The organism is Pseudomonas cimarronensis, from assembly GCF_049331905.1.
Lineage (GTDB): Bacteria > Pseudomonadota > Gammaproteobacteria > Pseudomonadales > Pseudomonadaceae > Aquipseudomonas.
Genome location: NZ_CP186283.1, coordinates 557,158 through 583,333, shown reverse-complemented (window position 1 = coordinate 583,333; position 26,176 = coordinate 557,158). Strand labels below are relative to the sequence as shown.

Sequence of the window (26,176 nt, the reverse complement as noted above, 5' to 3'; positions counted from 1 at the left end):
TGGATGAAAACGGGTTTTTTCCGACGCTTAGTCAGCCTGCTTGCCGTGACGGTATTCAGCTGTAACGCCCTGGCCGAACAGGTTCAGGTGGCGGTGGCCGCCAACTTCACCGCGCCGCTGCAGGCGATTGCCGCCGAGTTTGAAAAGGACACTGTACACAGCGTGGTTGCCTCCTTCGGTGCCACTGGCCAGTTGTATGCGCAGATTCACAACGGTGCGCCGTTCGAGGTGTTTTTAAGTGCCGATGCAAGCACCCCGGCCAAGCTCGACAGTGAAGGCCTGGGCGTCAGCGGCTCGCGCTTTACCTATGCAGTCGGCAGTCTGGTGCTGTGGTCGGCCAAGCCGGGTTACCTGGATGGCAGCGACGCGGTGCTCAAGGCCAATCAATTCAGGCATCTGGCAATTGCCGAGCCGAAAACCGCACCCTATGGTCTGGCGGCCACCCAGGTGCTGGCCAAGCTTGGTCTGACCGAAGCGGTGCAGGGCAAACTGGTGACCGGGCAAAGCATCGCCAAGGCGCTGCACTTCATCTCTACCGGCAACGCCGAGCTGGGCTTTGTCGCGCTGTCGCAGGTGTATCAGGATGGCCAGCTCAGCAGCGGTTCGGCCTGGATAGTGCCGGCCGAGCTGCATTCGCCGATCCGGCAGGATGCGCTGATCCTCAAGCAGGGCGAGCACAACCCGGCCGCTGCGGCTTTTATCGATTACTTGAAGGGCGAAAAAGCGGCCGCAATCATCCAGTCTTACGGCTACACGCTGTAGAGGTTCGCTGCGATGCCACTGACTAAAGCCGATCTCGCCGCAGTCTTGCTGACCCTGGAGCTGGCATCGCTGACCACCCTGTTGCTGCTGTTGATCGGTACACCGATTGCCTGGTGGCTGGCGCGCACGTCATCCAAATGGAAGCAGCCCATCGGCGCCATCGTCGCGCTGCCGCTGGTGCTGCCGCCGACGGTGATCGGCTTCTACCTGCTGGTGAGCATGGGCCCGCACGGTTTTATCGGTCAGCTGACCCAGAGCCTCGGCCTCGGCACCCTGACGTTTACCTTTACCGGGCTGGTGATCGGCTCGGTGTTTTACTCCCTGCCCTTTGTCGTGCAGCCGCTGCAGAACGCCTTCGAGGCGATTGGCCGGGCTCCGCTGGAGGCGGCGGCCACCCTGCGCGCCGGGCCTTGGGATGCGTTCTTTACCGTGGTGCTGCCGCTGGCCAAGCCGGGCTTTATCACGGCTTCTATTCTCGGTTTCGCCCATACCGTGGGCGAGTTCGGCGTGGTGCTGATGATCGGCGGCAATATCCCCGGCAAGACCCAGGTGGCGTCGGTGCAGATCTACAACCATGTGGAAACCATGGAGTACGCCCAGGCCCACTGGCTGGCGGGCGGCATGGTGCTGTTCTCCTTTATCGTGCTGCTGGCGCTCTACTCTGGCAGAAGCAGCAAGCGGGTGTGGCAATGATCTGGCCTTTTTCGCGCCGCCCTGCGGCCACTCATACGCTCGCCGCGTCGGGTGAAATCGACGCGCGCTTCAAGGTTGCACACCCAGGTTTTACCCTGGATGTTGAGCTTAACCTGCCCGGCCGTGGCGTCAGCGCCTTGTTCGGCCATTCCGGCTCCGGCAAGACCAGCTGCCTGCGCTGTTTTGCCGGGCTGGATCAGCCTAGCGAAGGTTACCTGCAGGTCAACGGCGAACTGTGGCAGGACAGCGCCCAGGGCGTTTTCGTCCCGGCGCATCAACGTGCAGTGGGCTACGTGTTTCAGGATGCCAACCTGTTTGCCCACCTCACGGTGCGGCGCAATCTGCAGTACGGCTTGAAGCGCATCCCCGCTGCGCAGCGGCGGATTGCCCTGGAGCAGGCCGTCGAGTTGCTGGGCATTGAGCATCTGCTGGAGCGTTTGCCGGGCAACCTCTCGGGTGGCGAACAGCAGCGCGTCGGCATCGCCCGTGCCCTGTTGACCAGCCCGCGTCTGCTGCTGATGGATGAGCCGTTGGCCTCCCTCGACCTCAAACGCAAACAGGAAGTGCTGCCCTACCTGGAGCGCCTGCATCAGGAACTGGAAATTCCAATTGTCTACGTCAGCCACTCGCCGGATGAGGTGGCGCGCCTGGCCGATCACCTGGTGTTGCTGGAGGACGGTAAGGTCAGCGCCAGTGGCCCGCTCAAGGAAACCCTGCTGCGCGCCGACCTGCCGTTTGTCTTCGAGGACGATGCCGAAGCGGTGGTCGACGGCGTGGTCACCGCGCATGACCAGGCTTACGGGCTGCTCTACCTGCAATTGCTGGACAGCCAAATCAACCTGCGCTTGCCCCACGGGCCGCTGCCGCTAGGCCAGTCGGTGCGGATCAAGGTCAAGGCCCGCGATGTCAGCCTGAGCCTGCAACAAGCCGAGGGCTGCAGCGTGCTCAACCTGCTGCCGGCGCGAGTGGTCGACTGGATCAACGTCGCCGAGCAGGCTCACGTGTTGGTGCGCGTACAGGTGGGTGGCGAGCAACTGATCGCCCGCATCACCCGTTACTCCTTCGACCGCCTGCAGATTCAGCGCGGGCAATCGCTGTGGGCGCAGATCAAGTCGGTGTCGTTACTGAGCACTCACTGATGCCTGGGCAAACGCGCCGGGGATGACCTGCGAGCGCTTCAGGCCCAGCCACTCCAACTCGACAAACACCAGCACCACAACGGCCTGGCCGATCACAAAGGCGTAGCCGAGCAGGTTTGGCGTGAACCAGCCGCTGAGCAGCACCAGCAGGCTCAGTACCACCCACAGCGCATTCAGGCCGATCACCGTGTAGACCGCTGCCCGCACCATGCTTTCACGACGCGATAGCCAGAGCAGAAAGGCCACCAGCGGAATCAGCACCAGGCCGACGCCGAAGAGGAATTCACCCGGCAGGGCCAACAGGCGGCTGAGCCAGTCCGCCAGCAGAAGGAGTTGCGCGGTGGTGATCACACCGACCAGCCCATCGGCGAGCAGGGCGCGGCGCAGTAACAGCGAAGGGTGCACGGTGGTCATGGCGAAGTCTCCACAAAGGACCGCCGAAATGGCGGCTTGCCCTTAGATTTCGCCGATCCGCGTGCGGCGTCGATTACCTCGCAGGTAATGGCTGCAATGACCTCGCTGGTCTATCGTCGATGCCCATGAACAGTCCAATCCAGCCCGTCGGGGCTTTGCTGCGCCAATGGCGTCAGCACCGTCGTCTCAGCCAGCTCGACCTTGCCTGCGAGGCCGATATCTCCACCCGTCACCTGAGTTTCGTTGAAACCGGGCGCGCCCAGCCCAGCCGCGAGATGCTGCTGTTGCTCGCCGAGCAACTGGATATTCCCCTGCGCGAGCGTAATCGCCTGCTCAGCGCAGCCGGCTATGCACCGCTGTTTACTCAGCATGCGCTGTCCGAGCCAGCCATGGCGGCCGCACGCAGCGCCATCGACCTGCTGCTCAAGGCCCATGAGCCCTACCCGGCACTGACCATCGACCGGCATTGGAACCTGCTGGCGGCCAACAGCGCCCTTGCACCTTTTCTGCAAGGCATTGCCCCCGAGCTGCTGACGCCGCCGATCAATGTCATGCGCCTGAGCTTGCACCCACAAGGGCTGGCCCCGCGTATCGTCAATCTGGGCGCTTGGCGCGCCTACCTGCTGGCGCGCTTGCAGCGTGATTTTCAGGCCAGCGGCGATGTTCAGTTACACGCGCTGTGGGATGAACTAAACGCCTATCCCGGGCCGGCGGCGCCCGCGCAGTTCGACAGTGATACGGTATTGATGCCGTTACAGTTTGCCAGCGAGCAGGGCGTGATCAGCCTGATCGGCACCACCACGGTGTTTGGCACCGCCAACGACATCACCCTGGCGGAACTGGCGCTGGAAACCTTCTTTCCGGCTGACGCCTTCAGCGCGCAGTACCTGCGCGATTTGGCCGAATCGACGCATCTTTCCGACGAAATCACTCTTTAGGCTGCTTTTATCCCGTATTCAGTGCAGTACCCTGTTGCGCGCGATTGTATAAGCTGACCCCGTTCAGCACTGCTCACAACAATAATAAGGAGCACACCTCGTATGCGTTCTACAACGCTGTCTCGCTCGCTATTGCTCGCGGTTATCGGACTGTTCGTCGGGCTCTCGCCGCTGACTTTTGCCCAGGCCGTGACCCCGCAGGAACAGGTTCAGGTGCAGGCCAGCCGGGTTACCAGCAGCCTGATGCTGTTACGCGGTGAGGGTTTCCAAAAGAAACATCAGGACGCCCTAGAAACCGACCTGCAGGCCCTGGCCGCTGCCGTGCAGAGCCTGCCGCAAAGCAGCGATGCCCTGCGCAGCGCCCATCAGGAACTGGTGGTGCAAATTCGCCGTGGCGTGGCCTTTGGCCCGAGTGAAGATGACATGCCCTGGCGCTACCCCGAGGACCTCAGCAAAGCCCTGCTCGGCGTGTTGGAGGAGACCCGCAAGCTGGCTGGCCCGGCTGACAGCGAATTGTCCGCCAAGCTCGAATACCTCTCAGTGCAGTACCTCAGCCGCGCTTACTTCGGCAATTTCGAGACCGCCCGTGAGCAGCCCGACACCTACCTCGGTCAGGATGAACGCAAGATCGTGCCGTCAGTTGATGCGCAACTCGCCGCGCTGGACAGCAAGGCCGATCCGCAGATCGGCAAGCTGAAAACCCGCTGGGATTACCTCAAGGCCGCGCTGGTCGACCTCAACAGCCAGAGCAGCGCTCTGCAGAGTGCTTCGGGCCGGCCCTTTGCGCCGATCACTGTGTATCGCCATACGCGGTCGCTGACCACGCAATGGATGGCGATGTACTAGGTCCGTCTACGCTCTGCTGCGCGTCGGCCCTGCTGCGTTAAAAACAGGCTCGGAATGCTCATGTACAACAGTACACTCCGCTTCCTCGCCTGTTTTTGCCTTGCAGGACTCTAGCTCGCGAGAGCTTGAATGCGTTCTAGGCGTGAATCGATCAGGCAGTGGCTTTTTTCTCACGAATACAGGTCGGGCCGGCGCGTTCGACGATGGCCTGCTCCACCTCTTTGCGCAGGCCCAGCAGGAAGGCCGCTTCGGCAGCGACGAACATCGGGCCGATGACCAGGCCCATGACGTCATCGACAAACGCCGGCTTGCGTCCTTCGTAGTAATGGCCGACAAACTGAATAATCCAGCCGATCACAAACAGGCCGATGCCGCCGATCAGCCACACCGCCGTTGATTGCACGGCCAGGCCCGCCGCTGCCCATAGGCTGAGCACCAACAGCAGCGCCATCAGCAGGCCGAAGCGCAGGTCCAAACGCAGGTAGAACACGCCCGCCGCCATGGCCACCAGCAGTGCGGGGGACAGCCACAGGCCCAGCAACTCGAAGCCCGGGCGCGACAGCAGCACGGCCACCGCCACAACGATCAGTGGAATACCGATAAAGTGGCTGAGAATATTGCGTTGGTCGCGGTGATAGGCCGCGTATTGAGCCAGATGATCAACCAGGGTTTTCATTATTATTTTCCTCATGCAAGACAGGTGGCCAGCATGAACCCACGCCCACGCAGCGCTCTGTCAGCTAGCCGACAAACCGCCTGGAACCGTCGATGAACAGCGGCCACCACTATCAGGCACGTCTGCGTCAGGGACACTGGTTCAGCGCCCTGCCCGTCGCCCTGCAGGAGGCGTTGCTGGCCGCTGCTCAGGTGCAGCAACTGGCGCCCGGTCAGGTGCTGTTTCGTCGAGGCGACAAACCCTGTGGCCTGTATGCAGTGGTCGAGGGTGGCATGCGCATTGGTGCGGTCAGTGCCACCGGCAAGGAAGCGCTGCTGACCCTGGTCGAGCCGCCCTACTGGTTTGGCGAGATTTCCCTGTTCGATGGCCAACCACGCACCCACGATGCCTTTGCCGAAGGCCCTGCCACTTTGCTGCTGGTGCCGCAGGCGCGGCTGCTGGCGCTGCTCGAACAGCAACCGCAGTACTGGCGTGATTTCGCTCTGCTGATGAGCCACAAACTGCGCCTGGCCTTTATCGCCCTGGAAGAAATGAGCCTGCTGCCCGCTGCCCCACGGCTGGCCAGGCGGTTGCTGCTGATCGCGGAAAACTATGGCGAGGGCGAGCCGCGCCGGGTGCTGCACCTGCCGCAGGAGCAACTGGCGCTGATGCTGGCGATCTCCCGGCAGACCACCAACCAGATCCTCAAGGAGCTGGAGGCTCAGGGCATCCTGCGGCTGACCTATGGCGAGATCGAAATCCTCGATCTGCCGCGCCTGCGTCAGGCGGCGCATTAGGCGGCGGCTGCAAAGACTGAACCTCTGCCGCACAATGGCGCTCTATAGCCGACCCTATTTGCGTAGAGCCCGCCGCCCTGATGCCGACCACCACCGCTGTTGCCCACGCTGATCTGCCCCTGGTGCTGGCCGGCCCGCTGCTGCGCCGCATGGAGGCGCAGCGCCTGGTGCTCTGGCTGGTTGGCAGCCGCCCCTTATCGCTGACTCTGCAGTTGAGCCATGGCGACATGCCCGAGCCACAGCGCCTGCCGCTGGCTGGCGACAGCTGCCAGGTTATCCAGATGGGCGAGCAGGCGTTTATCCACCTGATTGATCTGAAACTGGACGCGCCGCTGCCCTGCGATGTGCAGATCGACTACGACCTGCTGATCGAGCAGCCCGATCATGCCGCGCTGGGTATCGCCGACTGGGCGCCGCACCTGCTGTACGACGGCGCGACCCAGGCCAATTTCGTCCTGCGCGCGCAGCTGGATCATCTGCTGCACGGTTCCTGCCGCAAGCCCCATCACCCGGCGGCTGATGGCCTGCTCTGCGCTGACCGTCTGCTGGCCGAAGCGCCTGCCGCCGAAAAGCGCCCGGCCTTGCTGCTGATGAGCGGCGATCAGATCTACGCCGATGATGTCAGCGGGCCGCTGCTGCGGGCGATTCATCAGGTGATTGAGCGCCTTGGCCTGTTCGGCGAGCACCTGGAAGGTGCGGTGGTCGCTGACAGCACGGCGCTGTACCAGCACCCCGCCAGCTACTACCAGCGCGCCGAGCTGCTGCCTGCGTTGAAGAGCAACGAGACCCTGCGCGAGCGGTTTTTCGGCGGCGTGGAAAAACCGGTGTTCACCACCAGCAGCGCCGACAACCACCTGGTGACCTGTGCCGAAGTGTTGGCCATGTACCTGCTGGTCTGGTCGCCGGTTCCATGGACCTTGCTGGATGCGGAAATGCCAGCACTCAGCGCCGAGGAAGTGCCGCGTTATCAGGCCGAGCGTGAACGCATCGAAGCCTTTCGCGGTGGCCTGGGCCAGGTCGCCCGCGCCCTCGCCCATTTGCCGACGCTGATGATCTTCGATGATCACGACATCACCGATGACTGGAACCTCTCCGCGCAGTGGGAAGAAACCGCTTACGGCCACCCGTTTTCCAAACGCATCATCGGCAATGCGTTGATCGCCTACCTGCTGTGTCAGGGCTGGGGCAATAACCCCGATGTGTTTGCTGAGCCGCTGCAGATGATCCGCGCGATGACCGAGGGCCGCGATGCTGCCAACCATATGGACAGTCAGCCGCAGGATGCGCTGATCGACACTTTGCTGAGCTTTCACCAGTGGCAATTCGTCCTGCCGAGCAGCCCGGCGCTGGTGGTGCTCGACACCCGTACGCGACGCTGGCGCAGCGAGCGCAACCTCAAGCGGCCGTCTGGTCTGCTGGATTGGGAAGCGCTGTGCGAGTTTCAGCAGGCGCTGCTGGATCATCCGGCGGCGATCATCGTTTCGCCGGCGCCGATGTTCGGCGTCAAGCTGATCGAGACCATCCAGAAGGTCTTCAGCTGGGCCGGCCATCCGCTGCTGGTCGACGCGGAAAACTGGATGGCCCACCGGGGCGCGGCGCAGGTGATGCTGAACATCTTCCGCCACTCGCGCACGCCGGGTAACTACGTGATTCTCTCCGGCGATGTGCATTACTCGTTTGTCTACGAGGTGCTGATCCGTCAGCGCAAAAGTGGGCCGAAGCTGTGGCAGATCACCAGCAGCGGCCTGAAAAACGAATTCCCACCGCGCCTGCTCGACTGGTTCGACCGCCTCAACCGCTGGCTGTATGCGCCCTGGTCACCGCTCAACTGGCTGACCACGCGCCGACGCATGCAGGTCAAACCGCGCATTCCTTCGCGCAGCAAGGCCGGCGAGCGCCTGTGGAACGGCGCGGGGCTGGGCCAAGTGTTCTTCAACGACAACGGCCAGCCGAGCGCGATCTACCAGCTGAATGCCGATGGCTCGCCGGCGGTGGCCTTTGTCGATGACCGTGATAACGCACCGAGCACGGCGCCTGCCCGCCGCGCAGCAACTCAGTCGGCAGATCGCTCAGCCTGAGGCCGCGCGGGCCAGAGCCGGGCCAGCCACTGCGCGCGCCAGCTTAAGGTCAATGCGACGAGCAGCGTGGCGACGCCCAGCAGCATCAGCCACAGCAGGATGGCCATGGCCGGCGCATTGCCCGCCAGGCTGCACAGCAATGACAGCCCGAGCATCAGGCTGGCGCCGCTGCGCAGAGCGATTTGTTGTGGCGCAGCCAATGGCACGCTGCCGTGCACCTGACGCCAATGGTTGGGCAAGGCCAGGGCGAGCCAGGCAAAGCCCAGCACCGCCAGCAGCAGGGCCAATAGCGAGTACAGAGCGGCGTCAGACATGGGCGACCTCCAGCGTTTCTTCCTGCGGCACGCGGCGGCGCAGCTTGTGCGCGGCCAGCAGGGCGAGTGCGGCTGCAGCGAGCAGGCACAGGTCGGTGCCGGCCACCGGGCCGTTGCCGCTGCGCAGGGTGGCTAGCAGGTGGTCGCCGGTGGTCAGCCAGTTGGCCAGAACGGCCAGTACCGCCAGCAGCGCAATCGCCGTGCACTGCTCGCGCCAGGCGTGCAGGTAACCGAGGCGTTGGTCCCGCATCACGCGCCACAGGGCATGGGCGCTCGCCACGAGCCACAGGGCATAGAAGCTCAGGATCTCAACGCGGGCGCGGCCCAGGCCAAACAGCTGCTCCTGCATGGGCAGCCAGCGGTTGGCGAGCAGATACGCCAGGGTGGCGAGAATCACCCCGCACACGCCGGCAATGCTCAGGGCATCCAGCAGCGAGACACCGAGATGGCCGTGGCGCTGCTGCTTCTTGCGCCGGGCCTGGGTCCAGAAGAACAGCCCGGTGGCGATCACCACACAACCGCCCAGCCCGCCGAGGAAATACAGCCAGCGCAGGGCGTCGTGGCGGAACTGGATGTAGTGCAGGCCGGCAATGAAGTTCCAGGTGTTCACCGTGGCTGAGGCCTGAAAGCGGCCCATGACCTCACCGCTGACATTGGCAAAGCGGAAGTTGTCGATGTCCTTGGTCACGCTGCTGTGGCTGGTGCGGCGCAGCAGCACATTGCCGTTGGCATCCTTGGGATTGTTGACCCGCAGCAGGTACACCGATCCCGGCCCCCAGTGCTGTTCAGCCTTGTCCACCATGGGTTCCAGCGGCGCCAGTTCTCCCGGCTGCTTGGCGGCCCGCAGGCGGATACGCCCGAGTGCTTCGCCGAGGAAAGCGCGTTCGGCGCTGACACCGCTTTGCACCTGCTCGCGGTAGGTGTGCTGCGGCGCATCGGGGTAGTAGATGGCGAACGCGACAATCAAGCCAGACAGGGTGATCAGCAGGTGGAACGGCAGCAGCGCCACACCGGCGACGTTATGCACATCCAGGGTGCTGCGGCCGAAGGCGCGGTGCAGACGCAGGGTGAAGAACTCGCTGAACAGCTTGCGGTGGATCACCACGCCGGACACCAGCAGGCAGAGCATGGCCATGCCGGCAATGCCCACCAGCCAGGCGCCGATGTTTTTGTAGCGCAGCGTCAGGTTGTGGTGGAAGGGGTAGATAAAGCCACTGGCCCCCAGGGTCAACGGCTTGGCCAGCGGCTCAAGAGTGATCGGGTGGAACAGGTCGCGGCTGCTCTTGCGCGACTCTTCGCTGCCGTAAGTGAGGGTCAGGAACGGTGTGCGTTCCAGGGGCAGGATGATGGTCCAGACAGGCGCATTGGCGGCGCGTTGTTCCAGCAGTGGACGAATGTCACGGTCCAGCGACGGCCGCTGCATGCTGTCATCCCAGTGCAGACGCGTGCTGGGCATCATCCAGCGGTCGATTTCCTTGTCGAACACGGACAAGCTGCCGGTCCAGAATACGGCGAACAGCAATACGCCGAGCAACACGCCGGCCCAGGTGTGCAGCTCGCCCATGCGGCTTCTGAATCCTGTTTTCATGCTTGCCCCTGCAGCAGCAGGGGCGTGCCCCAGGCCAGCAGGCTCAGCCCGCCGAGCAACAACCAGGCGTTACGCCGGCGTTCGCGGGAAAAGCCCCAGAGCAGCAACAGCAACAGGTAAATGAAGCCGAGCATGAGCGCCAGCATCACCGCATCGCCCTGACTCATACCGGCCCACCAGGCCAACAGGCCGCTCAGACCGACCAGTTGGGCGCTGGCGAAATAGGCCAGCGCACACAGGCCGACAACATGGCTCGCCGTCGCAGCCGGTTGGATAACATCGCGCAGGTGCATGACGGCCTCACTCAAAGCGGTAGCTGGTGCTGAATTGCAGCGAGCGCGGTTCGCCCGGCAGGATGCCGAGGTCGTTGGTGGCCGACTCGTAGTAGGTCTTGTCGCCCAGGTTGCGGGCGTTGAGGGCAAATGCCCACGGGCCGCGCTCATGGAACAGCCCGGCATCCAGCACGGTGTAGGCCGGCAGTGTGACGGCGTTGGTGGTCGAGGCGAAGGAATCTCCCTGATGGCGTACACCGAGGCCGACGCGCCAGCCGTTACCCAGCTCTTTGACGCCCCACAGGGTGGCGCTAAAGCGTGGGGCGTTGGCCGCCCGTTTGCCTTCCAGCGGAGTAGCCGGCTGCGTCGGGGTGATCGCCGGCGCCGTGGTGTTGTTCGATTGGGTCACCCGTGCATCCAGGTAGGTGAGCCCACCCTGCAGGCTCAGACCGTGGCCGAGATCGCCGAGGGCCGACAGTTCGACGCCTTCGGCGGTGATTTCACCGACATACAGCGACGGGCCGTTGGGGTCGCTGGGGTCACGGGTCGGCACGTTTTCCTTGATGATCTGGAACAGGCTCAGGCCCAGCTCCAGGGCGCCGTCGTTCAGGCGCAGCTTGCTGCCCAGCTCATAGCTGGTGGTGATCTCCGGCGGCTGGATGGCATTGCCCGGATCGATGACCCCAGTGGCGCTGCCAGGCTGGTAGGAGCGTGAAGCGGACAGGTAGTAGGACGACCAGTCATTGGGCTGATAGACCAGGCCGGCGCGTGGGCTGCGGTAATCGTCATCACGGCTGTAATCACTGCCGACGCGGTTGTCGAAGTCGCGCTCCAGTTGGTCTTCGCGCAGGCCCAGCAGCATCACCCAGTGCTCGTTGAAGCGCATCAGGTCCTGGATGTAGTAACCGGCGGTATGGGTTTCGTAGATGCCATCGCGGCGCACGGAGGCTGCGCTGTAGGGCACGGTCTTGAGCACCGGGTTGTACACCGACAGGTTGTAGGCGGCCGGCAGGTCGCCGCCGCGTGACAGGGTGTCGCGTTCCTCGATGGCGTACTCGGCGCCTACCATCAGCTCGTGCTGGATGCCTAGCCACTCGACCTGCTTGCTCAGCTCCAGCTTGTTGGCCAGGTCGGTCTGCTGGCTGTCGAAGTTGCTGCGCGACAGGCGCACGGTGGGCGTGGCGGTGTTGAGTAGCAGGCGGTTGATGGTGGTCTGGTTACGTTCAAGGTCCAGGGTGCGGTAGCTCAGGGTGTTGCGCAGTTGCAGGCTGTCGCTCAGGTCCACCTTGAGGTCGGCCTGGAAGGTGCTGTCAGCGCTGGTGCCGCTGTCGTTGTCGCCGGGGTTGGCCGAGCCGTAATAGGTCGAGCGTGAGACATCCGCCGGCTTGCCGTTGATCCCGGGAATACCGGCGTCGAACACGCGCTCATCGGCCAGGTGCTGGGCGCGCAGGTCGAGAGTCACGTCATCGTTGAAACGCAGGGTGGAAGCCAGCGCCAGGCCGTGTTTCTTGTACCAGACCTCGTCGCGGTACGAGTCGCCCTCGTCGGCCATGGCATTGATGCGCACCTGTACCGCTTCGTTCAGCGGCTGGTTGACGTCGAGGGTCAGGCGCCGGGCGTCGTAGGAGCCCAGGCTGGCGGCCAGGTCAGTCTGCGCCTGCGAGTGCGGGCGCTTGCTCACCAGGTTGATCAAGCCCCCGGCCGAGCCTCGACCGTAGAGCACGCCGCTGGGGCCTTTGACCACTTCCACCTGCTCCAGGTTGAAGGTGTCGCGGAAGCTGTTGCCGCCATCGCGCATGCCGTCCACATAGGTATCAGAAATAGCCGAGAAGCCACGGATGACGAACTGCTCACGAATGCCTTCACCGGTGCTGCTGGTCACGCCTGGGGTGTAGGCCAGGGCTTCCTTGATCGAACGCGCGCCGCGATCACGCAGCACAGTAGCCGGCACCGCATCGACCGTCTGCGGCACATCCAGCGCGTCTGCATCGGAGCGGGTGGCGCTGCTTACCGGCACGCTGCTCTGATAACGGCTGGCCTTGCCGGAAATGGTCATGGCGGGCAGTTCGGTGCGCGCCGCTGCGTTGTCCATGTGCGCGGGTGCGGGCCGCAGCACATAACCACCAGCCTCTACCTGCACCGCCTGCAAGCCGGTACCGGCCAGCAGCGTCGCCAGGGCTTCGGGCACGGTGTAGTGGCCTTGAAGACCTGCGGTTACCTTGTCGGCTGTCTGCTCGGCGGTAAAGCTGAGCAACAGGTTGGCGCTGCTCGACAGGCTGCGCAGTGCCGGTGCCAAGGGTCCGGCGGCAATCGCGAAGGTTTGCTGCCCCTGCTGCTGGGCGGGTGCGGTGTCTGCGGCCAGGGCCACGCCCGGCAGTTGCTGGAGGGCCAGGCTGCAGGCCAGGGCCAAGAGCAGGCGGCCACTCGGCCGCTGTTGGAGGTTGCGCGCGGTGTGACGCGGCGGCGTCACGGGGCGATTGGCACGGTGCATGGGGGCTCCTGGCACAGAAAGCGAATAAGGTTCTTGCTGTGTAGGTGCCGCGAGAATCGCAATCGGGCAGTGCGTGGCTGAATTATTTTTCGTCGCGCTCGGCTATTCGCTGCGACGCGGACTTAGCCGGCCTGTTCGATCAGCACCCAGTAGCGGCTGCGCGTGCGCACCTGCACCGGCAGCACGCTGGGCAGGGTGGCGAGAATGCGATCGCTGTCGTGCACCGGGAATACCCCGGACAGGCGCAACCCGGCCACGTGCGGATCGCAGCGCAGCATCCCGGGACGGTAACGATCAAGCTCGGCGATAAATTCGCCCAGGGGCATGTCGTCAGCAATGATCTGCCCACGGGTCCAGGCCAGATCAGCCTCATGCAGTGGGCGCAGTGGGTCGATATGGGTGCGGCTGAAGCCGGTGCGTTGCCCGGCCAGCAGCACTTGCACGCGGTCACTGCGGGTCGGGTGGAGTTGCACGGCGTTTTCCTGCACGGCCACCTGGGTATGGCCGTCGTCCTGGCGCACGCTGAAACGCGTGCCCAGCGCGCGAATGCGCCCTTGCGCGGTCTGCACCTCCAGCGGGCGTGGGTCGACGAGCTGCAGGCCCTGGGCCGCGGCGGTGACGACCATGATCTCGCCCGCGCGCAGGTGCAGCAGACGGGTCTGCACATCGAATTGCAGATCGAGCGCCGTGGCGGTGTTGAGCGTGACGTGGGTGCCATCGCTGAGGGTCACGCGGCGTTGCTCACCGGTGCCGGTACGGTGTTCGGCCAACTGTTCCTGCCAGGTATTGGTGCGGCTGGCCAGCAGCCCGGAGCCGGCCAGCAGGCCACCCCAGAACAGCGAACGCAACAGCGTGCGGCGGCTGGCTTGAGTGGTTTGGCGGGCATAGGGCGAGAGCGTCTGGTAGGCACTCTTGGCCGGCAATGCCTTGAGCCGGCCGGTCATGGCCTCGATATGCCGCCAGGCGCGTTCGTGCTCGGGGCTGGCGGCGCGCCAGGTCTGCCAAGCCAGTTGCTCCTGCGCGCTGGTTGCGCCGGACATCAGCAGGGTCAGCCATTCCACCGCCTGGTCGGCCACGGCTGCGCTGATCGGCTGGCCTTCGGCCAAGAGCCTGGCGGGTGTGTTGGGGTAAACCGCGTTGTGCTGTCCGTTCATGTCAGCTGGCCAGGGCAAACAGGTATTGGCGGTTGGCGCGCATCAGGTACTGCTTCACCGAGCTGCTGGACACGCCCAGGCGTTCGGCGATTTCGGCATAGCTGAGGTCTTCCAGGTGGGCGAGCAGGAAGGCTTCCTTGACCTGGGCCGGCAGACCGTCGAGGGCGCTGTCGATCTGGCGCAGGGTTTCCAGTGCCTGCAGCTGTTCTTCCGGCGAGGGGTAAACCGCTTCCGGCAGGCTGGCGAGCACTTCAAGGTAGGCGTCTTCCAGGCGCTGGCGGCGATGGCGATGGGCAATCAGCCGGCGCGCAATGGTCGCCAGAAAGGGCCGGGGTTCGCGAATTTCATGGGCCTGACCGGAATGAATAACGCTGACGAAGGTGTCCTGGGCCAGGTCTGCGGCGGCAAAGGTGTCGTTCAGCTTGCGCCGCAACCAGCCTTCCAGCCAGCCGTGGTGCTGGCGGTAGAGCGTGTCGAGGTCGGTAGACAGGTCAAATTCAGAGGCGGGCACAGTGAGCTCCGGTCAGCCGGATGGCTACTCAGACGCACATGATAATTATTATTATTAAAAACTCAATCGTTCATATGAATGACTAGACCCGCGTCGATGAAAGGCAGTTGTGCGGCCACCGGGCGTAGGGGGAGGCCCCTGTCACAGGGGCCTCGGTGTGTATCAGTACGTAAGTGAGTAACTCAGCGCAAAGGTGCGTCCTTGCGCCGGTAGGCTGGAAAGCTTGCCGTAGGTGGCCTCGGCCTGTTGGCTGTAGACGCTCTTGTAGTCGCGGTCGGCCAGGTTGTAGATACCGAAGCCGACCTCGCCACCGAACCAGGGCGCGTGGGCGATCAGGTCGACCACGGTGTAGCCCTGAATCTTCGCCGAGGGATTGGCGCGGATGGTCGGACTCACCGCGGCAGCCTGGGCGTCGTCGTAGGCGCGGTCGCTGCCGCCCACGCTGAGTGCCTGCAGGCGTACGCCGTAGCCATCGAGGAAATCCCAGTCACTGTAAACGGTGGCCTTCAGCGGCGACACGCGAAAAGCATTCAGCTCGCGCCAGTTGCCGGCGGCGTCCTTGTACTGGCCGCGGGTGTAGGCCAGGGTGCCGCCCAGCGTCCAGCCCTCGGCAACCGGCACCTGCAGATTGCCCTCGGCGCCCCACACGCGTTCGTCGGTATCGGCCACCGAGACGCTGTAGTCGCGGTTGAACTGCACCACCTTGTCGGAGGTGTTGTAGAACGCGGTCACCCCGGCATTCAGGCCGCGGGCATCGCCCAGGCGCCAGCCCAGTTCGTAGTTGTTGACCTTGATCGAATCGATGCTGCTGCTATCGATCGAGAAGTTGGCCGACACGTCGCGCAGCATGCGCTGGGTGTCAGGCAGGCTGAAGCCCTGGGAGAAATTGACGAACACCTGCTGGCTGTCGGTCAGCGCATACACCGCGCCGAGGTTGAACAGGGTTTCGCTGTGGCGCACGTTGCCGCCGGCCATTGTCTGCGGCTGATAACCCGGCACACGGTCGGCGGCAATCGCCTCGCCATAGGGAATGGAAGCGTCCACGTCGTTGCCAATGGTCTCGCGACGCACCCCGGCCTGCAGGCTGAGACGCTCGGTGAGCTGGTAGTCGACCTGCAGGAACAGGCCGGTCTTGCTCACCTCAACGTCCGGGCCCATGGCATAGCGCTGGGCTTCGCGGTAGTTCAGGCCGTTGCTGGCGATGAAGGTATTGAGGTCGTAGGACTGCCCGCTCTGGCTGTCCTTTTCCCGTTCGTGATCCAGGCCGTAGGTCAGTTGCAGGTCGCGCCCGGCCAGTTCGAAGCCCTTCTGCAGCGCGGTGCGCACACCCCACACATCGATATCGGTGTTGGACTGCAGCGCCACGTAGGTGAAGCCCCCCGGCAGCGCCGGGTGCACGGCGGCCGCCACGGACGGGAACCAGCGCGACTTCTCCTTGCGGTAATAGGCCTCGGCGGTCAATTGCTGGCCCCAGAACAGGTCGCGATTCAGATACTGGACGTTGGCGCCGTAGTGACGGGTACGCGGCTGATCGTCGAGTTGCAGGCCCTTGATGCCTTGCAGGCTCGGCTGGAAAGTCGCCGGGGTGAACAGCGCTGCCAGGCCAGGGCCGTAGTCCGGGCCATAGTCGCTGTCCTGCTCGTCGTCGTAATAGCGCACGCCGGCGCTCAACTGCTGGTCGTCGTCCAGGTGCCAGGTCAGGCGGCCGTTGAAGTCGAAGCTGGTGGTGTCCTGGCGGTCGGTCTGGGCGATCTCCGGGCCGATGCGATCACCGTGCGCATCGCGAATCTCGCCCTGCTTGGTGTAGCTCAGGCCGGCGAAACCGCTGACCGCGCCATGGTGGAAGGCCGCAGTCTGGGAGGCCTCGTAAGCCATGGCGTCACGCGCTGCCTTGCCGGGGCTGCGCAGGCCGATACGGCTGCTGAAGTCGCTGGTTTCGTCATCGGCATTGCGCGTGATGATGTTGATCAAGCCGCCGCTGGCGCCGGCGCCATAGATGCTGGTAGCGCCGGAGATCACCTCGATGCGCTCGATCATTGCCGGGTTGATGCTGTTGAGCTGGCGCGAGCCATCACGCGAGCCGGTCAGCGGCACGCCGTCGATCATCACCTGCACGGTGCGCCCGCGCATGGTCATGCCGTAGTTGCTGGTGGTGCCGCTGCTCGGCGCCAAGGAAGGCACAAGCTGGCCGAGGATATCGGCGGTGGAACGGCCAGCGGCGGCCTGCTCGGCGACCTGCTCGCGCTCGATGCTGTATACCGTGCCTGCGATCTCGGCGATGCTCTTGGCCGAACGAGTGGCGGTGACCACCATTGGACTGAGCTCCTTGACCTGGCTGGTCGTGGTGTCGTCGGCCTGCGCGTGGAGCGCGCCGCTCACCGCCAGGCTGAGCAAGGTGACCTGCATGGATGCCGAAAGATGCCTCATGGTTTCCCCCAGAGAAAGCGCGTCAATGATTGCCGGAGCCGGCCTGGATCGACCGGACGATAGGTTTGCAGAGCAGGACGCTGAGCACTGAAAGTGCGCCCAGCAGCAGGTAATAGGTTTCGTAGCCCAGGCCCTTGGCGAGGAAGCCCGACAGCGAACCGCCGACGAAGAACACCAGCAGCTCGAAGCACACCAGCACGGTGAAATCGGTGCCGGCCTGCTGCCGCGAGCACAGCTGCATGAACAGGGCGTAGAGGCTGGTCATCGCCAGGTAGCGGATGGCCAGGAGCACCAGCACCATGGCGCCGAGCCACAGCGGTGAGCCGTCGGCCAGGCCGCTGAGCAGCAGCCCGGCCATCGCCAGGTAGGCCAGGCTGCGCAGCCAGCCGGCACGCAGCAGCAGAGTCGCCGCGCGCTGGCGCTGCAACAGGCGCGCAGCCGCCACGGCGGCGAGCAGCCCGACGCTGGCGCCAGCCACCGACATCAGCAGGCCGATCTGTGTCAGCGACCACAGACGATCCACCAGCATCGGCGTGAGCATGGCCATGGCCGGTGCCTCGACCAGGCGATAGACCAGGATCAGCAACAGTGCCCAGCGGATCTCCGGGCGCTTGAAGGTGGCGATGAAGCCCGGCCTGGCCGCCTCGGCTTGCGCCGGCAGGCGGTCATCGACCCGCACCACCGCCAGCATGGTCAAGGCGCTGAGGCCGGCCAGGGTCAGCAGCGCGCTCTGCCAGCCGACCACTTGGTACAGCCACAGCACGCCGGCACCGCCGAACAGGCTGCCCAGCGCCACGCCGATGCTTTGCGCCATGCTGCCGAGACGATGATCCTCGCTGGCCAGCGATTCCACGGTGTAGCCGTCGATGGCGATGTCCTGGGTGGCGGCGAAGGTGGATATCCACAGGCTCACCAGCACGAACAGCAGCAGGCCGTGCTCCAGCCCGGTCAGCGCCAGCAGCAGAATACCGGCCACCAGCGCCGCCTGGGTCAGCCACAGCCAGGTACGACGCCGGCCGAGGCTGTGCAGGTAATGCCGGTCGACCAGCGGCGCCCAGAGAAACTTGAACGCCCAGGGGATGTACAGCAGCGAGAGCATGCCGATCCAGCGCAGGTCGACACCCTGGCTACGCAGAATGGCCGGCATCGCCACGTTGAAGAAGTACAGCGGCAGCGCGTGGGCCAGGTACAGCACCACGATCACCGCCAGCGCCAGTCGGGTCACCGGCACCTGCTCAGACGGACGTTGCATGATTCACCATGCGCTCGGCGATCCAGCGATAGCCGTGCGTCCTGTCCAGGGTGACGAAATAGGGCACGCCCCAGGCGGCATGCAGCGCCGGGGTGTCGAGCCGGGCCAGTTCGTCGGCATCGCTGGCGATGCGCACCAGCCCCACGCAGATCTCGCGGAACGCCGCCTTGTGCTGCTTGTACCAGACGCCCTGGATGGCCCGGTAATCCTCGGCGAAGGTGCTGCCTTCGCGGGTGCTGGAGATGAAGAAGAACGGCTGGCGGCCTTCGATCAGACGCTCGATGCCGTCCAGCCACTGGCGTATCTGCGCCGCATCGACTTGGTCGTGGAAGACCGCCTCGACCACCATCGTTTGCGTGAGGAGCAAACCCATCGCTGTGTGATTCCCATGATCATTGGTGACGCAATCATGACGATTGCGACCTCGTTGCACATGAGAATAATTCTGAACAATGTTGCGTGCTTAGGCGAAAAGAAGGAAAAATTAGTCGCAACGAAACTTCTATCGGTCAGCCACCATGACGGTTTTCACCTGCGGTCAGCTCAGCGATGTCGCGCACACCCTGGGCGGCAATCTGTATTTCCAGCGCGAATTGCCGGGCGAACAGCCGGTGCTCGATGGCGAGCAGCAGGTGCAGGTATTGAGCGAAGGCTTGGTCCTGTACTTCAGTTGCAGCCGCGACCTGGTCGACACCAGCAGCGCCAATCGCCTGGCTCCGGGCATCACCGCCGCTTTCCTGTTGCACGGCGAGGCCGAGGTCAGCCTGCCGCGCCGGCGCCTGCACTTCGATGCCCGCCCCGGCGGCCAGCGTGCCATGCTGGTCAACCTGACCGACGCCGATCAGTTCCAGCGCCACTGGCGCAGCGGCCGCGAAGAAACCAAGGTGTGCTTGAGTATTACCCCCGACTGGCTGCAGCAGGTTGCCCTTAGCAGCCAGCTGCGCAGTGACAACCTGCTGCGTTTCAGTAATAACCACTGGCAGAGCCTGCCCTGGCAACCGTCAGTAGATACCCTCCAGCGCGCCCATCAGTTGCTCGAACGTGATGCTGGATTACCGCCATTGCTGCAGCGCCTGCAGCGCGAGAGTTTCGCCCTGGAGCTGGCCAGCGATATTTTGCGCAGCATCGACACGCCGCCGAATAAACGTCTCGGCAGCCACCTGGAACGTTGCCTGGCGCGCCTCAAGGAGTGGCTCGACAGCGGCGAGGCAGACGCCCTGAGCATTGCCGATATGGCTCGCCAGCTCGGTACCAATCCGGTCGACCTGCAGAACGCCTTCCGCAGCCGCAACGGCATCACCATCGCCGCCTACCTGCGTCGTCAGCGTCTGGCACGTGCCTACCAGGCAATCCGCCAACAGAATCTGTCAGTAGAGGCTGCCGCCAGCCTGGCGGGCTATGAGCACCTCAGCAGTTTCAGCAGCGCATTCAAGCGCCAGTTCGGCTTTCCACCCTCTCAAATTCGCCGTGGTTGAGGCCGATCTGGCCGTGATGATTTGGCCTAGCGCAGCTTTTCCAGCATCTGGTAGTACCACATGCCGGCGGCCAGCATCGGGTTGCCGAACACGTCGCCCAGCGGCACCTTGATGTGCTTGCAGGCGGCGAAGGTGTCGTAGTGGCCCATCGTTCCGGTCAGGGCGTTGGCCATGATCTCGCCCATGATGTGGGTGGTGGCGATGCCGTGACCGGAGTAGCCCTGGCAGTACCAGACGTTGTCCGAGAGCTTGCCCAGTTGCGGGATGCGGTTGATCACGATGCCCATGGCGCAGCTCCACTGGAAGTCGATAGCGACGCCTTTGAGCTGCGGGAAGGTCTGTTCGATGCCAGGGCGCAGTTCGGCCGCAATATCGCGTGAGTCGCGCCCCGAGTAGTTGCAGCCACCGCCAAACAGCAGGCGGCCGTCGGCGGTCAGGCGGTAGTAATCGAGGACGAAGCGGCAGTCATACACGGCCAGGTCCTGCGGGTTGATCTGCTTGGCCAGCTCGCCCAGCGGCGCGGTGGTGACGATGCCGCCCATGGCGGGGAAGATCATGCCCTTGAGCTTTTTCGGCTCCAGCTTGTGGTACACGTCGCCGGCCAGCAGCACCTGCTTGGCGTTGATCCGGCCTTGGGCGGTGACCACCGCCGGGGTGTTGCCATGCACAATCTCCAGTACTTCCGAGTGCTCGAAGATCAGCGCGCCGAGGCTGGCGGCGGCCTTGGCCTCGCCGATGCACAGGTTCAGCGGATGCAGGTGCATATTGCGGGTGTTCTTCAGCGCGCCGCTGTACAGGTCGCTGGCCAGGTGGCTGCGCACGCCCGCGCGGTCGAGCAGGGTCACGTCAGCGCCCATGCCGCGGCGCTGCGCTTCGGCGTAGGTGGCTTCCAGTTCATGCATGTGGGTGGGCTTCATTGCCGCGTGCAGGTGGCCGTGCTTGAGGTCGCACTGAATGCCGTATTTCTCCACGCGGTTCTTGATGATCTCGTGGCCGCGCCAGCGCAGGTGCCAGATAAAGTCTTCGACTTCCTCGCCGAGGGTGTTGCGCATCTGCTTGGTCATTGCCGCATCGCCCGACAGGCTGCCGGTGACCTGCCCGCCATTGCGCCCGGTGGCGCCCCAGCCGATCTTGTTGGCTTCGACAATCGCCACCTTGAGGCCGCGCTCGGCCAGCTCCACGGCAGACGCCACGCCGGTAAAACCGCCGCCGATGATCACCACATCGACGCTGACCTCGCCTTGCAAGGTCGGGTAATCGGTTTCTTCATTGAGGGTGGCGCTGTAGTAGGACGGGCAGCGCACGGCAGCGGGCGTTGCAGGTTTGAGGGCGGCATTCATAAGCAGCTTCCTGGTAGACGACGGGAATGGACAGAGCGGTCAGGGCTGAACGCTCCAGTCATCCGGCGGGCGCGCGTGACGGCAATGCCACAATGCCCAGAACGCCAGGGTATGCGGCAGTTTGACCTGGTCACGCGGCGCGGCTGCGTGCAGGGGAATGGGGGAAAACACATGAGAAGAAAGCATGGCCACAAGGTTCACACAGGGCCATGCGTTGGTTAAATGCGGTTTTTTACATGCTTGGTTGCTGTTGGGCTAAACATTACGCACGTTTCTCAGCCACCGCGTAACTGCGCCATCACCCGCTCGGCGTTTTCGGTGCAGGGCATGCCCTCGGGCTTGCTTTCGATGCTGGCGATGATGCTCAGCAGCTGCGCCTTGTTCTGCGCCAGGCGTTGCTGCATGACCTCGATTTCGCCGACCTTGCGTTGCAGGCTGCCGAGCAACTGCTCATGCGCCCAGCCCTCGGTGTTGGCGTCAGGCAGCAAGCGGCGAATTTCCTCCAGGCTGAAGCCGGCCTGCTGGGCGCAGCTGATAATGCCCAGGGTTTGCACCGCCTGTTCCGGGTAGTGGCGATAGCCATTGGCCTGGCGCTGGGCGCTGATCAGCCCGCTGGCCTCATAAAAACGGATGCGCGACGCCGCCAGCCCCGTACGGCTGGCCAGTTCACCGATTTTCATCATCTGTGCTCCGGGCTATTGACCTTAAAGTTGACTTTAACCTTAGTCTTGCTCCACCTGCTACCTCGGAGTACGCCATGCCTGCCTTTCAACCCCTGCAACTGCCCAACGGCACTGTCATCCCCAACCGCATTGCCAAGGCGGCGATGGAAGAGAACCTGGCGGACGCCAGCCAAGGCCCGTCCGCTGAATTGCTGCGCCTTTACCAGGCCTGGGCCGACGGTGGTGCCGGGTTGTTGATCACCGGCAATGTGATGGTCGACCGCCGCGCCATGACCGGTCCCGGTGGCGTGGTGCTGGAGGATGAGCGCCAGCTGGATAAATTCCGCGAGTGGGCGCGCATCAGTCGTGCTCGCGGTACGCAGTTGTGGATGCAGATCAACCACCCTGGCCGGCAGATGCAGGCCAACCTAGGCCAGCAGACAGTCGCCCCCTCGGCCGTGGCGCTGGAGCTGGGGGGCCTGTCGAAGATGTTCCCCGTGCCCAGAGCGCTGGAGGAAGCCGACATCCAGGAGCTGATTCAGCGTTTCGCGCGCACCGCGCAGCTGGCCGAACAGGCCGGCTTTAGCGGGGTGCAGATCCACGCGGCGCACGGTTATCTGCTCAGCCAATTCCTTTCGCCGCTCAGCAACAAGCGCAGCGACCGCTGGGGCGGCGCGCTGGAAAACCGCGCGCGCTTGCTGCTGGAAGTGGTCAAGGCGGTGCGTGCTGTGGTGGCGCCGAGCTTCTGTGTGGCGGTCAAACTCAACTCGGCGGACTTCCAGCGTGGCGGCTTCGATGCCGCCGACGCCAAGCGCGTGGTGCAACTGCTCAATGAGCAGGCGGTTGATCTGGTCGAGCTGTCCGGCGGCAGTTACGAAGCGCCGGCCATGCAGGGTGATGCCCGCGACGGCCGTACCCTGGCGCGTGAAGCCTACTTCCTGGAGTTCGCCGGTGAGATTGCCGCCGTGGCGACGATGCCGGTGATGGTCACTGGCGGCATTCGCCGTTTACCGGTGGTCGAGCAGGTGCTGGCCAGCGGCGTGGCCATGGCCGGGATTGCCACGGCCCTGGCGATCAACCCAGCACTGCCGAAACAATGGCAGGCCGGGCAGCCCAGCAGCGCCGAGCTGCCAGCGATCCGCTGGAAGAACAAGGCGTTTGCCTCCCTGGCCTATATGGCCGTGGTGAAGTTTCAACTGCGCCAGCTCAGCCTGGGCAAGCACACCCACGCCGGTGTTTCGCCGCTGCGCGCGCTGGTGCTGGAACAGTTGAAAAGCGCGCGGCGTACTCGTCAGTACAAGCGGCTGATGGCCACGGGCAGTTAATCGGGCAAATGCCCGGTTTTCACCCAGATCAGGCAGCCTGCTTCGCTGAACGGTGTGTGCTGTGACAGGTGTGGGCTGCGCAGCCAGCTGCCGGCCGGGTAGTCGCCGAACTCGTCCTGAAAGGTGCCTTCGAGCACCAGGATTTCTTCGCCGCCCCAATGCCGGTGTGCATTGAAGTAGGTGCCGGGCGCCCAACGCACCAGCGCCACGTGCTCGGTACCGTGCTGGTGCAACGGCAACACTTGCAGGCCCGGCACCAGGCCGGGTCGCCATAGCGCCCGGGTGCTGTCGATCACCACAGGCTGATCATCAGCGTCATCGAACTGCATCAGTTTGACGAAGATCGTGCAGCCTTCGCGGCTGAAGGGCGCATGATGGCTGCCGATGGGGTTACGTACGTAAGTACCGGCGGGGTAATCGCCGCGCTCATCGGAGAACACCCCGTCGAGCACGAGAAACTCCTCGCCGCCGGGGTGGTGATGCGCGCTGAAGCGTGAGCCTGCCGCGTAGCGCACGATGCTGGTGGCGCGTGCCACCTCCTCGCCGATGCGGTCCAGCATGCGCCGCTCCACCCCTGGCATGGGCGAAGCCACCCAGGGGCTGTCGGCCGGGCGGATCAAGGCGCGCTGACTAAAGTCGGCATTCAGTTGCATGCTCGCCCCCTTCACTCCGTCTGATTCAGGCCTGCTTGAGCAGGTGGATCAATGCGTCGGCGGTGGCATCCGATGAGGCCGGGTTTTGCCCGGTGATCAGCAGGCCATCTACGGCTACATGGCTCTGCCAATCGTTCATGCTGGTGTAATGGCCACCGTTGGCGATGAGCATGTCTTGCACCAGGAATGGCACCACATCGGTCAGCTGTACCGCCGCTTCTTCACTGTTGCTGAAGCCGGTGACTTTTTTGCCGCTGACCAGCGGCAGACCGTTGGCTGCTTTGACATGACGCAGCACACCCGGAGCGTGGCAGACCGCCGCCACCGGTTTGTTCTGTGCCTGGAAGTGTTCGATCAGTGCGATGGAGGTACGGTCTTCGGCCAAATCCCACAGTGGGCCATGGCCGCCGGGGTAGAACACGGCGTCGAAATCATCGGCCTTCACCTGGCTCAGCGGCACGGTGTTGGCCAGCGCCTGTTGCGCTGCCGGATCAGCACGGAAGCGCTCGGTGGCGGCGGTCTGTGCATCAGGGGCGTCGCTCTTGGGATCCAAAGGTGGCTGGCCGCCTTTGGGCGAGGCCAGGGTCAGTTGCGCGCCGGCATCCTTGAACACGTAGTACGGCGAGGCGAATTCCTCCAGCCAGAAGCCGGTCTTCTGCCCGGTGTTACCCAGTTGGTCGTGAGAAGTCAGTACCAGCAGGATCTTCATGGGTATTCCTTGGGGCGCAGGCCCTGATGAGTAAACAGGCGTGCAGCTTACCCGCGTTGAGCGCAGGGCATCATTCGAACGACTTAATGATGCCTATCAAGGCCAGGCATGGTCTGGCCCATCATGGCTCTGGCTTATACCCCAGGCGCAAACCGCCCCAGTGGCGGCCCTGCACCATGATCGGTACCGACAGGTCGTGCATCAGCTCGCCGGTGTCACGCATATAGGTCTGTAGCAGCAGCGACTTCTGGTGGTTGCCGCAGCGGATGCCGGTGCGGTCGTTGAACAGGCGCTTGCTGCGGCTCTTCACGCTGTCGATGGCGCGGTCGCCGCAGGGCGGGTGGTTGAAGGCGTTGTTGTGGGTTGGCACATAGCCTTCGGCGGTGCAGGCGATGGCAAACACCAGACCTTCGTGCTGGCTGAGCAGCGGTTCCTGAATGGCCGGCAGCACCTGATCGGCGTAGCTGTCGAAGCGGGTCTTGTACTTGGCCGGGAAACTGCCGGCAATCGGCTGGTAGTGGCGGTCGAACAGGTCGCTGGTGCTGATCCGGCCGATGTGCAGGTCCGCTTCGAACTGCGCGGCAATCTGCGCGGCGGCGTTGCGGGCGAGGTCATAGATGCGCTGGTGGTAGTCATCCAGGCCGACTTCGGCGAGCTGTTCGCTGACGCTTTCGGCCTGCGCGACCAGACGCTCGGCCGCGCTGCTGAGCTGGCGGGTCTGCCCTTCACTGTCGCCGACATCGCCGCGCAACTGGCTGACCGCCACCGACAGTTCGGCCAGGCGCTCGTGATTATGGCGGGTGCCGCTGTCGATCTGGCTGACCTGGTTTTCCACGTCCACCGCCAGTGCGGCAATCCCCTGCAACTGCTCGCCGGTGTGCTCGACCTGCTGCGCGGCCTGGGTCAGCTGCTCGGCCTGCTGTTGCATATGGCTGACCACCGCCGCGCTCTGCTGGCGAATATCGCTGACGATCTGCCCGACTTCCTCGGTGGCGCTGCTGGTGCGTCCTGCGAGGTTGCGCACTTCATCGGCGACCACGGCAAAACCGCGCCCCAGGTCGCCGGCGCGGGCCGCTTCGATGGCCGCATTGAGCGCCAGCAGGTTGGTCTGGCTGGCAATCGACTGGATCACCTGGGTGACTTTCTCGATCTGTTCGGTGCGGCTGCTGAGGCCGTCGATCAGCTCGCGGCTGGTGGCGGTCTGCGCGCTCAGGTGCTGCATGGCATCAATGGCCTGACGCAGCTCTTGCTGCCCGCTGCTGCTGTTCTGTCGCACGCTCTGCGCGGCCAGCAGGGTCTGTTCGGCGCGCTGGGCATTGTCCTGTTCGGTGTGGGTGATGGCCTCGGCGGCCTGGTTGATCTGCTCGGTGGCACTTAGCTGCGAGTGCAGTTTGCCGGCCAGTTGCTGCGCGGCGTGGGCCACTTCGGCTGCGGCCAGGGCGTTGTGGCAGGTCTGTTGGGACAGACTCTGGCTGAGGTTGCTGAAGGCGTCGTTGGCGGCGTCGCTCTGCGCCGGCAGTTCTTCATGCTGGCGCTGCCAGGGGCCCAGCCAAGGCCACAGGGCCAGCAGCAGAAAGGACGGAATGCTGATAAACCAGGGCACTTGTATTTGCTGATAGGCCGCCATCAACCCGGCCAGCCCGATGGCGTGCAGCAGGCAGGCCTTGGGGTAGGAAATAAA

The 26,176-nt window shown here is 64.2% G+C and carries 25 protein-coding genes; 9 read left to right on the top strand and 16 right to left on the bottom strand.

All coding sequences use genetic code 11. The features are described 5' to 3' along the window. Positions 1-3: 3 nt before the first annotated feature. The 3 genes from modA to modC are packed head-to-tail and all read left to right on the top strand — an operon-like array spanning position 4 to position 2,594. Positions 4-762: a molybdate ABC transporter substrate-binding protein gene (modA, locus tag ACOCLD_RS02765; RefSeq protein ID WP_422910763.1), complete on the top strand. Its 759-nt coding sequence runs from the start codon at positions 4-6 to the stop codon at positions 760-762. 12 nt (positions 763-774) lie between these two features. Further along, entirely contained in the window at positions 775-1,455 is a 681-nt protein-coding gene (gene modB / locus ACOCLD_RS02760; RefSeq protein WP_422910762.1) for a molybdate ABC transporter permease subunit, read from the top strand. Then, the gene (modC, locus tag ACOCLD_RS02755; RefSeq protein ID WP_422910761.1) at positions 1,452-2,594 is read left to right on the top strand and encodes a molybdenum ABC transporter ATP-binding protein; all 1,143 of its coding nucleotides are present in this window, start codon (positions 1,452-1,454) and stop codon (positions 2,592-2,594) included. The genes modB and modC overlap by 4 nt, the downstream gene beginning before the upstream one ends. Here the strand turns inward: modC and ACOCLD_RS02750 are convergent. After that, entirely contained in the window at positions 2,577-3,008 is a 432-nt protein-coding gene (locus tag ACOCLD_RS02750; RefSeq protein ID WP_422910760.1) for a hypothetical protein, read from the bottom strand. The genes modC and ACOCLD_RS02750 overlap by 18 nt on opposite strands. Positions 3,009-3,133: 125 nt before the next feature. Here ACOCLD_RS02750 and ACOCLD_RS02745 point away from each other — a divergent pair, with 125 nt between their 5' ends. Together ACOCLD_RS02745 and ACOCLD_RS02740 are read left to right on the top strand one after the other, a co-directional pair. Further along, the gene (locus tag ACOCLD_RS02745; protein ID WP_422910759.1) at positions 3,134-3,946 is read left to right on the top strand and encodes a helix-turn-helix domain-containing protein; all 813 of its coding nucleotides are present in this window, start codon (positions 3,134-3,136) and stop codon (positions 3,944-3,946) included. A 102-nt stretch (positions 3,947-4,048) separates the two neighbouring features. Beyond that, positions 4,049-4,792 (top strand): hypothetical protein, encoded by a 744-nt coding sequence (locus ACOCLD_RS02740; RefSeq protein ID WP_422910758.1) that lies wholly within the window; start codon positions 4,049-4,051, stop codon positions 4,790-4,792. Between the two features lie 151 nt (positions 4,793-4,943). On the opposite strand, the gene ACOCLD_RS02735 is transcribed toward ACOCLD_RS02740, so the two are convergent. Then, complete coding sequence (locus ACOCLD_RS02735) at positions 4,944-5,468, bottom strand: DUF962 domain-containing protein (protein ID WP_422910757.1); 525 nt, start codon at positions 5,466-5,468, stop codon at positions 4,944-4,946. A 92-nt stretch (positions 5,469-5,560) separates the two neighbouring features. Here ACOCLD_RS02735 and ACOCLD_RS02730 point away from each other — a divergent pair, with 92 nt between their 5' ends. Together ACOCLD_RS02730 and ACOCLD_RS02725 are read left to right on the top strand one after the other, a co-directional pair. Beyond that, a complete protein-coding gene (locus ACOCLD_RS02730) occupies positions 5,561-6,244 on the top strand; it encodes a Crp/Fnr family transcriptional regulator (RefSeq protein ID WP_422910756.1) in 684 nt (227 codons plus the stop codon). A gap of 80 nt (positions 6,245-6,324) precedes the next feature. Next, entirely contained in the window at positions 6,325-8,322 is a 1,998-nt protein-coding gene (locus ACOCLD_RS02725; RefSeq protein ID WP_422910755.1) for an alkaline phosphatase D family protein, read from the top strand. On the opposite strand, the gene ACOCLD_RS02720 is transcribed toward ACOCLD_RS02725, so the two are convergent. The 9 genes from ACOCLD_RS02720 to ACOCLD_RS02680 form a co-directional block, all read right to left on the bottom strand. Then, on the bottom strand, positions 8,298-8,636 hold the full coding sequence (locus tag ACOCLD_RS02720; protein WP_422910754.1) for a DUF3325 domain-containing protein: 339 nt from the start codon (positions 8,634-8,636) through the stop codon (positions 8,298-8,300). The genes ACOCLD_RS02725 and ACOCLD_RS02720 overlap by 25 nt on opposite strands. Next, on the bottom strand, positions 8,629-10,224 hold the full coding sequence (locus tag ACOCLD_RS02715) for a PepSY-associated TM helix domain-containing protein (protein WP_422910753.1): 1,596 nt from the start codon (positions 10,222-10,224) through the stop codon (positions 8,629-8,631). The genes ACOCLD_RS02720 and ACOCLD_RS02715 overlap by 8 nt, the downstream gene beginning before the upstream one ends. Beyond that, positions 10,221-10,517: a hypothetical protein gene (locus ACOCLD_RS02710; protein WP_422910752.1), complete on the bottom strand. Its 297-nt coding sequence runs from the start codon at positions 10,515-10,517 to the stop codon at positions 10,221-10,223. Before ACOCLD_RS02710 ends, ACOCLD_RS02715 begins: the two co-directional genes overlap by 4 nt. A 7-nt stretch (positions 10,518-10,524) precedes the next feature. Beyond that, positions 10,525-12,987 (bottom strand): TonB-dependent siderophore receptor, encoded by a 2,463-nt coding sequence (locus ACOCLD_RS02705; protein ID WP_422910751.1) that lies wholly within the window; start codon positions 12,985-12,987, stop codon positions 10,525-10,527. Between the two features lie 122 nt (positions 12,988-13,109). Beyond that, positions 13,110-14,141, bottom strand: a complete 1,032-nt coding sequence (locus tag ACOCLD_RS02700) for a FecR domain-containing protein (RefSeq protein WP_422910750.1) — start codon at positions 14,139-14,141, stop codon at positions 13,110-13,112. Between the two features lies 1 nt (position 14,142). Then, complete coding sequence (locus ACOCLD_RS02695) at positions 14,143-14,652, bottom strand: sigma-70 family RNA polymerase sigma factor (protein WP_422910749.1); 510 nt, start codon at positions 14,650-14,652, stop codon at positions 14,143-14,145. A gap of 162 nt (positions 14,653-14,814) precedes the next feature. After that, a complete protein-coding gene (locus ACOCLD_RS02690) occupies positions 14,815-17,079 on the bottom strand; it encodes a TonB-dependent receptor (RefSeq protein ID WP_422910748.1) in 2,265 nt (754 codons plus the stop codon). Between the two features lie 22 nt (positions 17,080-17,101). After that, positions 17,102-18,331 carry an MFS transporter gene (locus ACOCLD_RS02685; RefSeq protein ID WP_422910747.1) on the bottom strand — a complete coding sequence of 410 codons (1,230 nt, stop codon included), beginning with the start codon at positions 18,329-18,331 and terminating at the stop codon, positions 17,102-17,104. After that, positions 18,315-18,704: a hypothetical protein gene (locus ACOCLD_RS02680; protein WP_422910746.1), complete on the bottom strand. Its 390-nt coding sequence runs from the start codon at positions 18,702-18,704 to the stop codon at positions 18,315-18,317. The genes ACOCLD_RS02685 and ACOCLD_RS02680 overlap by 17 nt, the downstream gene beginning before the upstream one ends. 145 nt (positions 18,705-18,849) lie before the next feature. Between ACOCLD_RS02680 and ACOCLD_RS02675 the strand changes: the two genes are divergently transcribed. After that, positions 18,850-19,806 carry a helix-turn-helix transcriptional regulator gene (locus ACOCLD_RS02675; RefSeq protein ID WP_422910745.1) on the top strand — a complete coding sequence of 319 codons (957 nt, stop codon included), beginning with the start codon at positions 18,850-18,852 and terminating at the stop codon, positions 19,804-19,806. A 26-nt stretch (positions 19,807-19,832) separates the two neighbouring features. Here ACOCLD_RS02675 and ACOCLD_RS02670 read toward each other — a convergent pair whose 3' ends face one another. Together ACOCLD_RS02670 and ACOCLD_RS02665 are read right to left on the bottom strand one after the other, a co-directional pair. Then, positions 19,833-21,146: an NAD(P)/FAD-dependent oxidoreductase gene (locus tag ACOCLD_RS02670; protein WP_422910744.1), complete on the bottom strand. Its 1,314-nt coding sequence runs from the start codon at positions 21,144-21,146 to the stop codon at positions 19,833-19,835. Between the two features lie 275 nt (positions 21,147-21,421). Next, positions 21,422-21,826: a MerR family transcriptional regulator gene (locus tag ACOCLD_RS02665; RefSeq protein ID WP_422911753.1), complete on the bottom strand. Its 405-nt coding sequence runs from the start codon at positions 21,824-21,826 to the stop codon at positions 21,422-21,424. 77 nt (positions 21,827-21,903) lie between these two features. On the opposite strand from ACOCLD_RS02665, the gene ACOCLD_RS02660 reads away from it, so the two are divergent. Next, on the top strand, positions 21,904-23,133 hold the full coding sequence (locus ACOCLD_RS02660) for an NADH:flavin oxidoreductase/NADH oxidase family protein (protein ID WP_422910743.1): 1,230 nt from the start codon (positions 21,904-21,906) through the stop codon (positions 23,131-23,133). Here ACOCLD_RS02660 and ACOCLD_RS02655 read toward each other — a convergent pair. The 3 genes from ACOCLD_RS02655 to ACOCLD_RS02645 form a co-directional block, all read right to left on the bottom strand. Continuing rightward, complete coding sequence (locus tag ACOCLD_RS02655; protein WP_422910742.1) at positions 23,130-23,786, bottom strand: cupin domain-containing protein; 657 nt, start codon at positions 23,784-23,786, stop codon at positions 23,130-23,132. The genes ACOCLD_RS02660 and ACOCLD_RS02655 overlap by 4 nt on opposite strands. Before the next feature lie 25 nt (positions 23,787-23,811). Then, entirely contained in the window at positions 23,812-24,495 is a 684-nt protein-coding gene (locus tag ACOCLD_RS02650; RefSeq protein ID WP_422910741.1) for a type 1 glutamine amidotransferase domain-containing protein, read from the bottom strand. A gap of 121 nt (positions 24,496-24,616) precedes the next feature. Then, entirely contained in the window at positions 24,617-26,122 is a 1,506-nt protein-coding gene (locus ACOCLD_RS02645) for a methyl-accepting chemotaxis protein (protein WP_422911752.1), read from the bottom strand. Between the last annotated feature and the right edge of the window lie 54 nt (positions 26,123-26,176).

Coding starts and splice junctions, on each gene's coding strand:
- modA (WP_422910763.1), top strand. CDS start 4: ATGAAAACGGGTTTTTTCCGACGCTTAGTCAGCCTGCTTGCCGTGACG.
- modB (WP_422910762.1), top strand. CDS start 775: ATGCCACTGACTAAAGCCGATCTCGCCGCAGTCTTGCTGACCCTGGAG.
- modC (WP_422910761.1), top strand. CDS start 1,452: ATGATCTGGCCTTTTTCGCGCCGCCCTGCGGCCACTCATACGCTCGCC.
- ACOCLD_RS02750 (WP_422910760.1), bottom strand. CDS start 3,008: ATGACCACCGTGCACCCTTCGCTGTTACTGCGCCGCGCCCTGCTCGCC.
- ACOCLD_RS02745 (WP_422910759.1), top strand. CDS start 3,134: ATGAACAGTCCAATCCAGCCCGTCGGGGCTTTGCTGCGCCAATGGCGT.
- ACOCLD_RS02740 (WP_422910758.1), top strand. CDS start 4,049: ATGCGTTCTACAACGCTGTCTCGCTCGCTATTGCTCGCGGTTATCGGA.
- ACOCLD_RS02735 (WP_422910757.1), bottom strand. CDS start 5,468: ATGAAAACCCTGGTTGATCATCTGGCTCAATACGCGGCCTATCACCGC.
- ACOCLD_RS02730 (WP_422910756.1), top strand. CDS start 5,561: ATGAACAGCGGCCACCACTATCAGGCACGTCTGCGTCAGGGACACTGG.
- ACOCLD_RS02725 (WP_422910755.1), top strand. CDS start 6,325: ATGCCGACCACCACCGCTGTTGCCCACGCTGATCTGCCCCTGGTGCTG.
- ACOCLD_RS02720 (WP_422910754.1), bottom strand. CDS start 8,636: ATGTCTGACGCCGCTCTGTACTCGCTATTGGCCCTGCTGCTGGCGGTG.
- ACOCLD_RS02715 (WP_422910753.1), bottom strand. CDS start 10,224: ATGAAAACAGGATTCAGAAGCCGCATGGGCGAGCTGCACACCTGGGCC.
- ACOCLD_RS02710 (WP_422910752.1), bottom strand. CDS start 10,517: ATGCACCTGCGCGATGTTATCCAACCGGCTGCGACGGCGAGCCATGTT.
- ACOCLD_RS02705 (WP_422910751.1), bottom strand. CDS start 12,987: ATGCACCGTGCCAATCGCCCCGTGACGCCGCCGCGTCACACCGCGCGC.
- ACOCLD_RS02700 (WP_422910750.1), bottom strand. CDS start 14,141: ATGAACGGACAGCACAACGCGGTTTACCCCAACACACCCGCCAGGCTC.
- ACOCLD_RS02690 (WP_422910748.1), bottom strand. CDS start 17,079: ATGAGGCATCTTTCGGCATCCATGCAGGTCACCTTGCTCAGCCTGGCG.
- ACOCLD_RS02685 (WP_422910747.1), bottom strand. CDS start 18,331: ATGCAACGTCCGTCTGAGCAGGTGCCGGTGACCCGACTGGCGCTGGCG.
- ACOCLD_RS02680 (WP_422910746.1), bottom strand. CDS start 18,704: ATGGGTTTGCTCCTCACGCAAACGATGGTGGTCGAGGCGGTCTTCCAC.
- ACOCLD_RS02675 (WP_422910745.1), top strand. CDS start 18,850: ATGACGGTTTTCACCTGCGGTCAGCTCAGCGATGTCGCGCACACCCTG.
- ACOCLD_RS02670 (WP_422910744.1), bottom strand. CDS start 21,146: ATGAATGCCGCCCTCAAACCTGCAACGCCCGCTGCCGTGCGCTGCCCG.
- ACOCLD_RS02665 (WP_422911753.1), bottom strand. CDS start 21,826: ATGAAAATCGGTGAACTGGCCAGCCGTACGGGGCTGGCGGCGTCGCGC.
- ACOCLD_RS02660 (WP_422910743.1), top strand. CDS start 21,904: ATGCCTGCCTTTCAACCCCTGCAACTGCCCAACGGCACTGTCATCCCC.
- ACOCLD_RS02655 (WP_422910742.1), bottom strand. CDS start 23,786: ATGCAACTGAATGCCGACTTTAGTCAGCGCGCCTTGATCCGCCCGGCC.
- ACOCLD_RS02650 (WP_422910741.1), bottom strand. CDS start 24,495: ATGAAGATCCTGCTGGTACTGACTTCTCACGACCAACTGGGTAACACC.
- ACOCLD_RS02645 (WP_422911752.1), bottom strand. CDS start 26,122: ATGGCGGCCTATCAGCAAATACAAGTGCCCTGGTTTATCAGCATTCCG.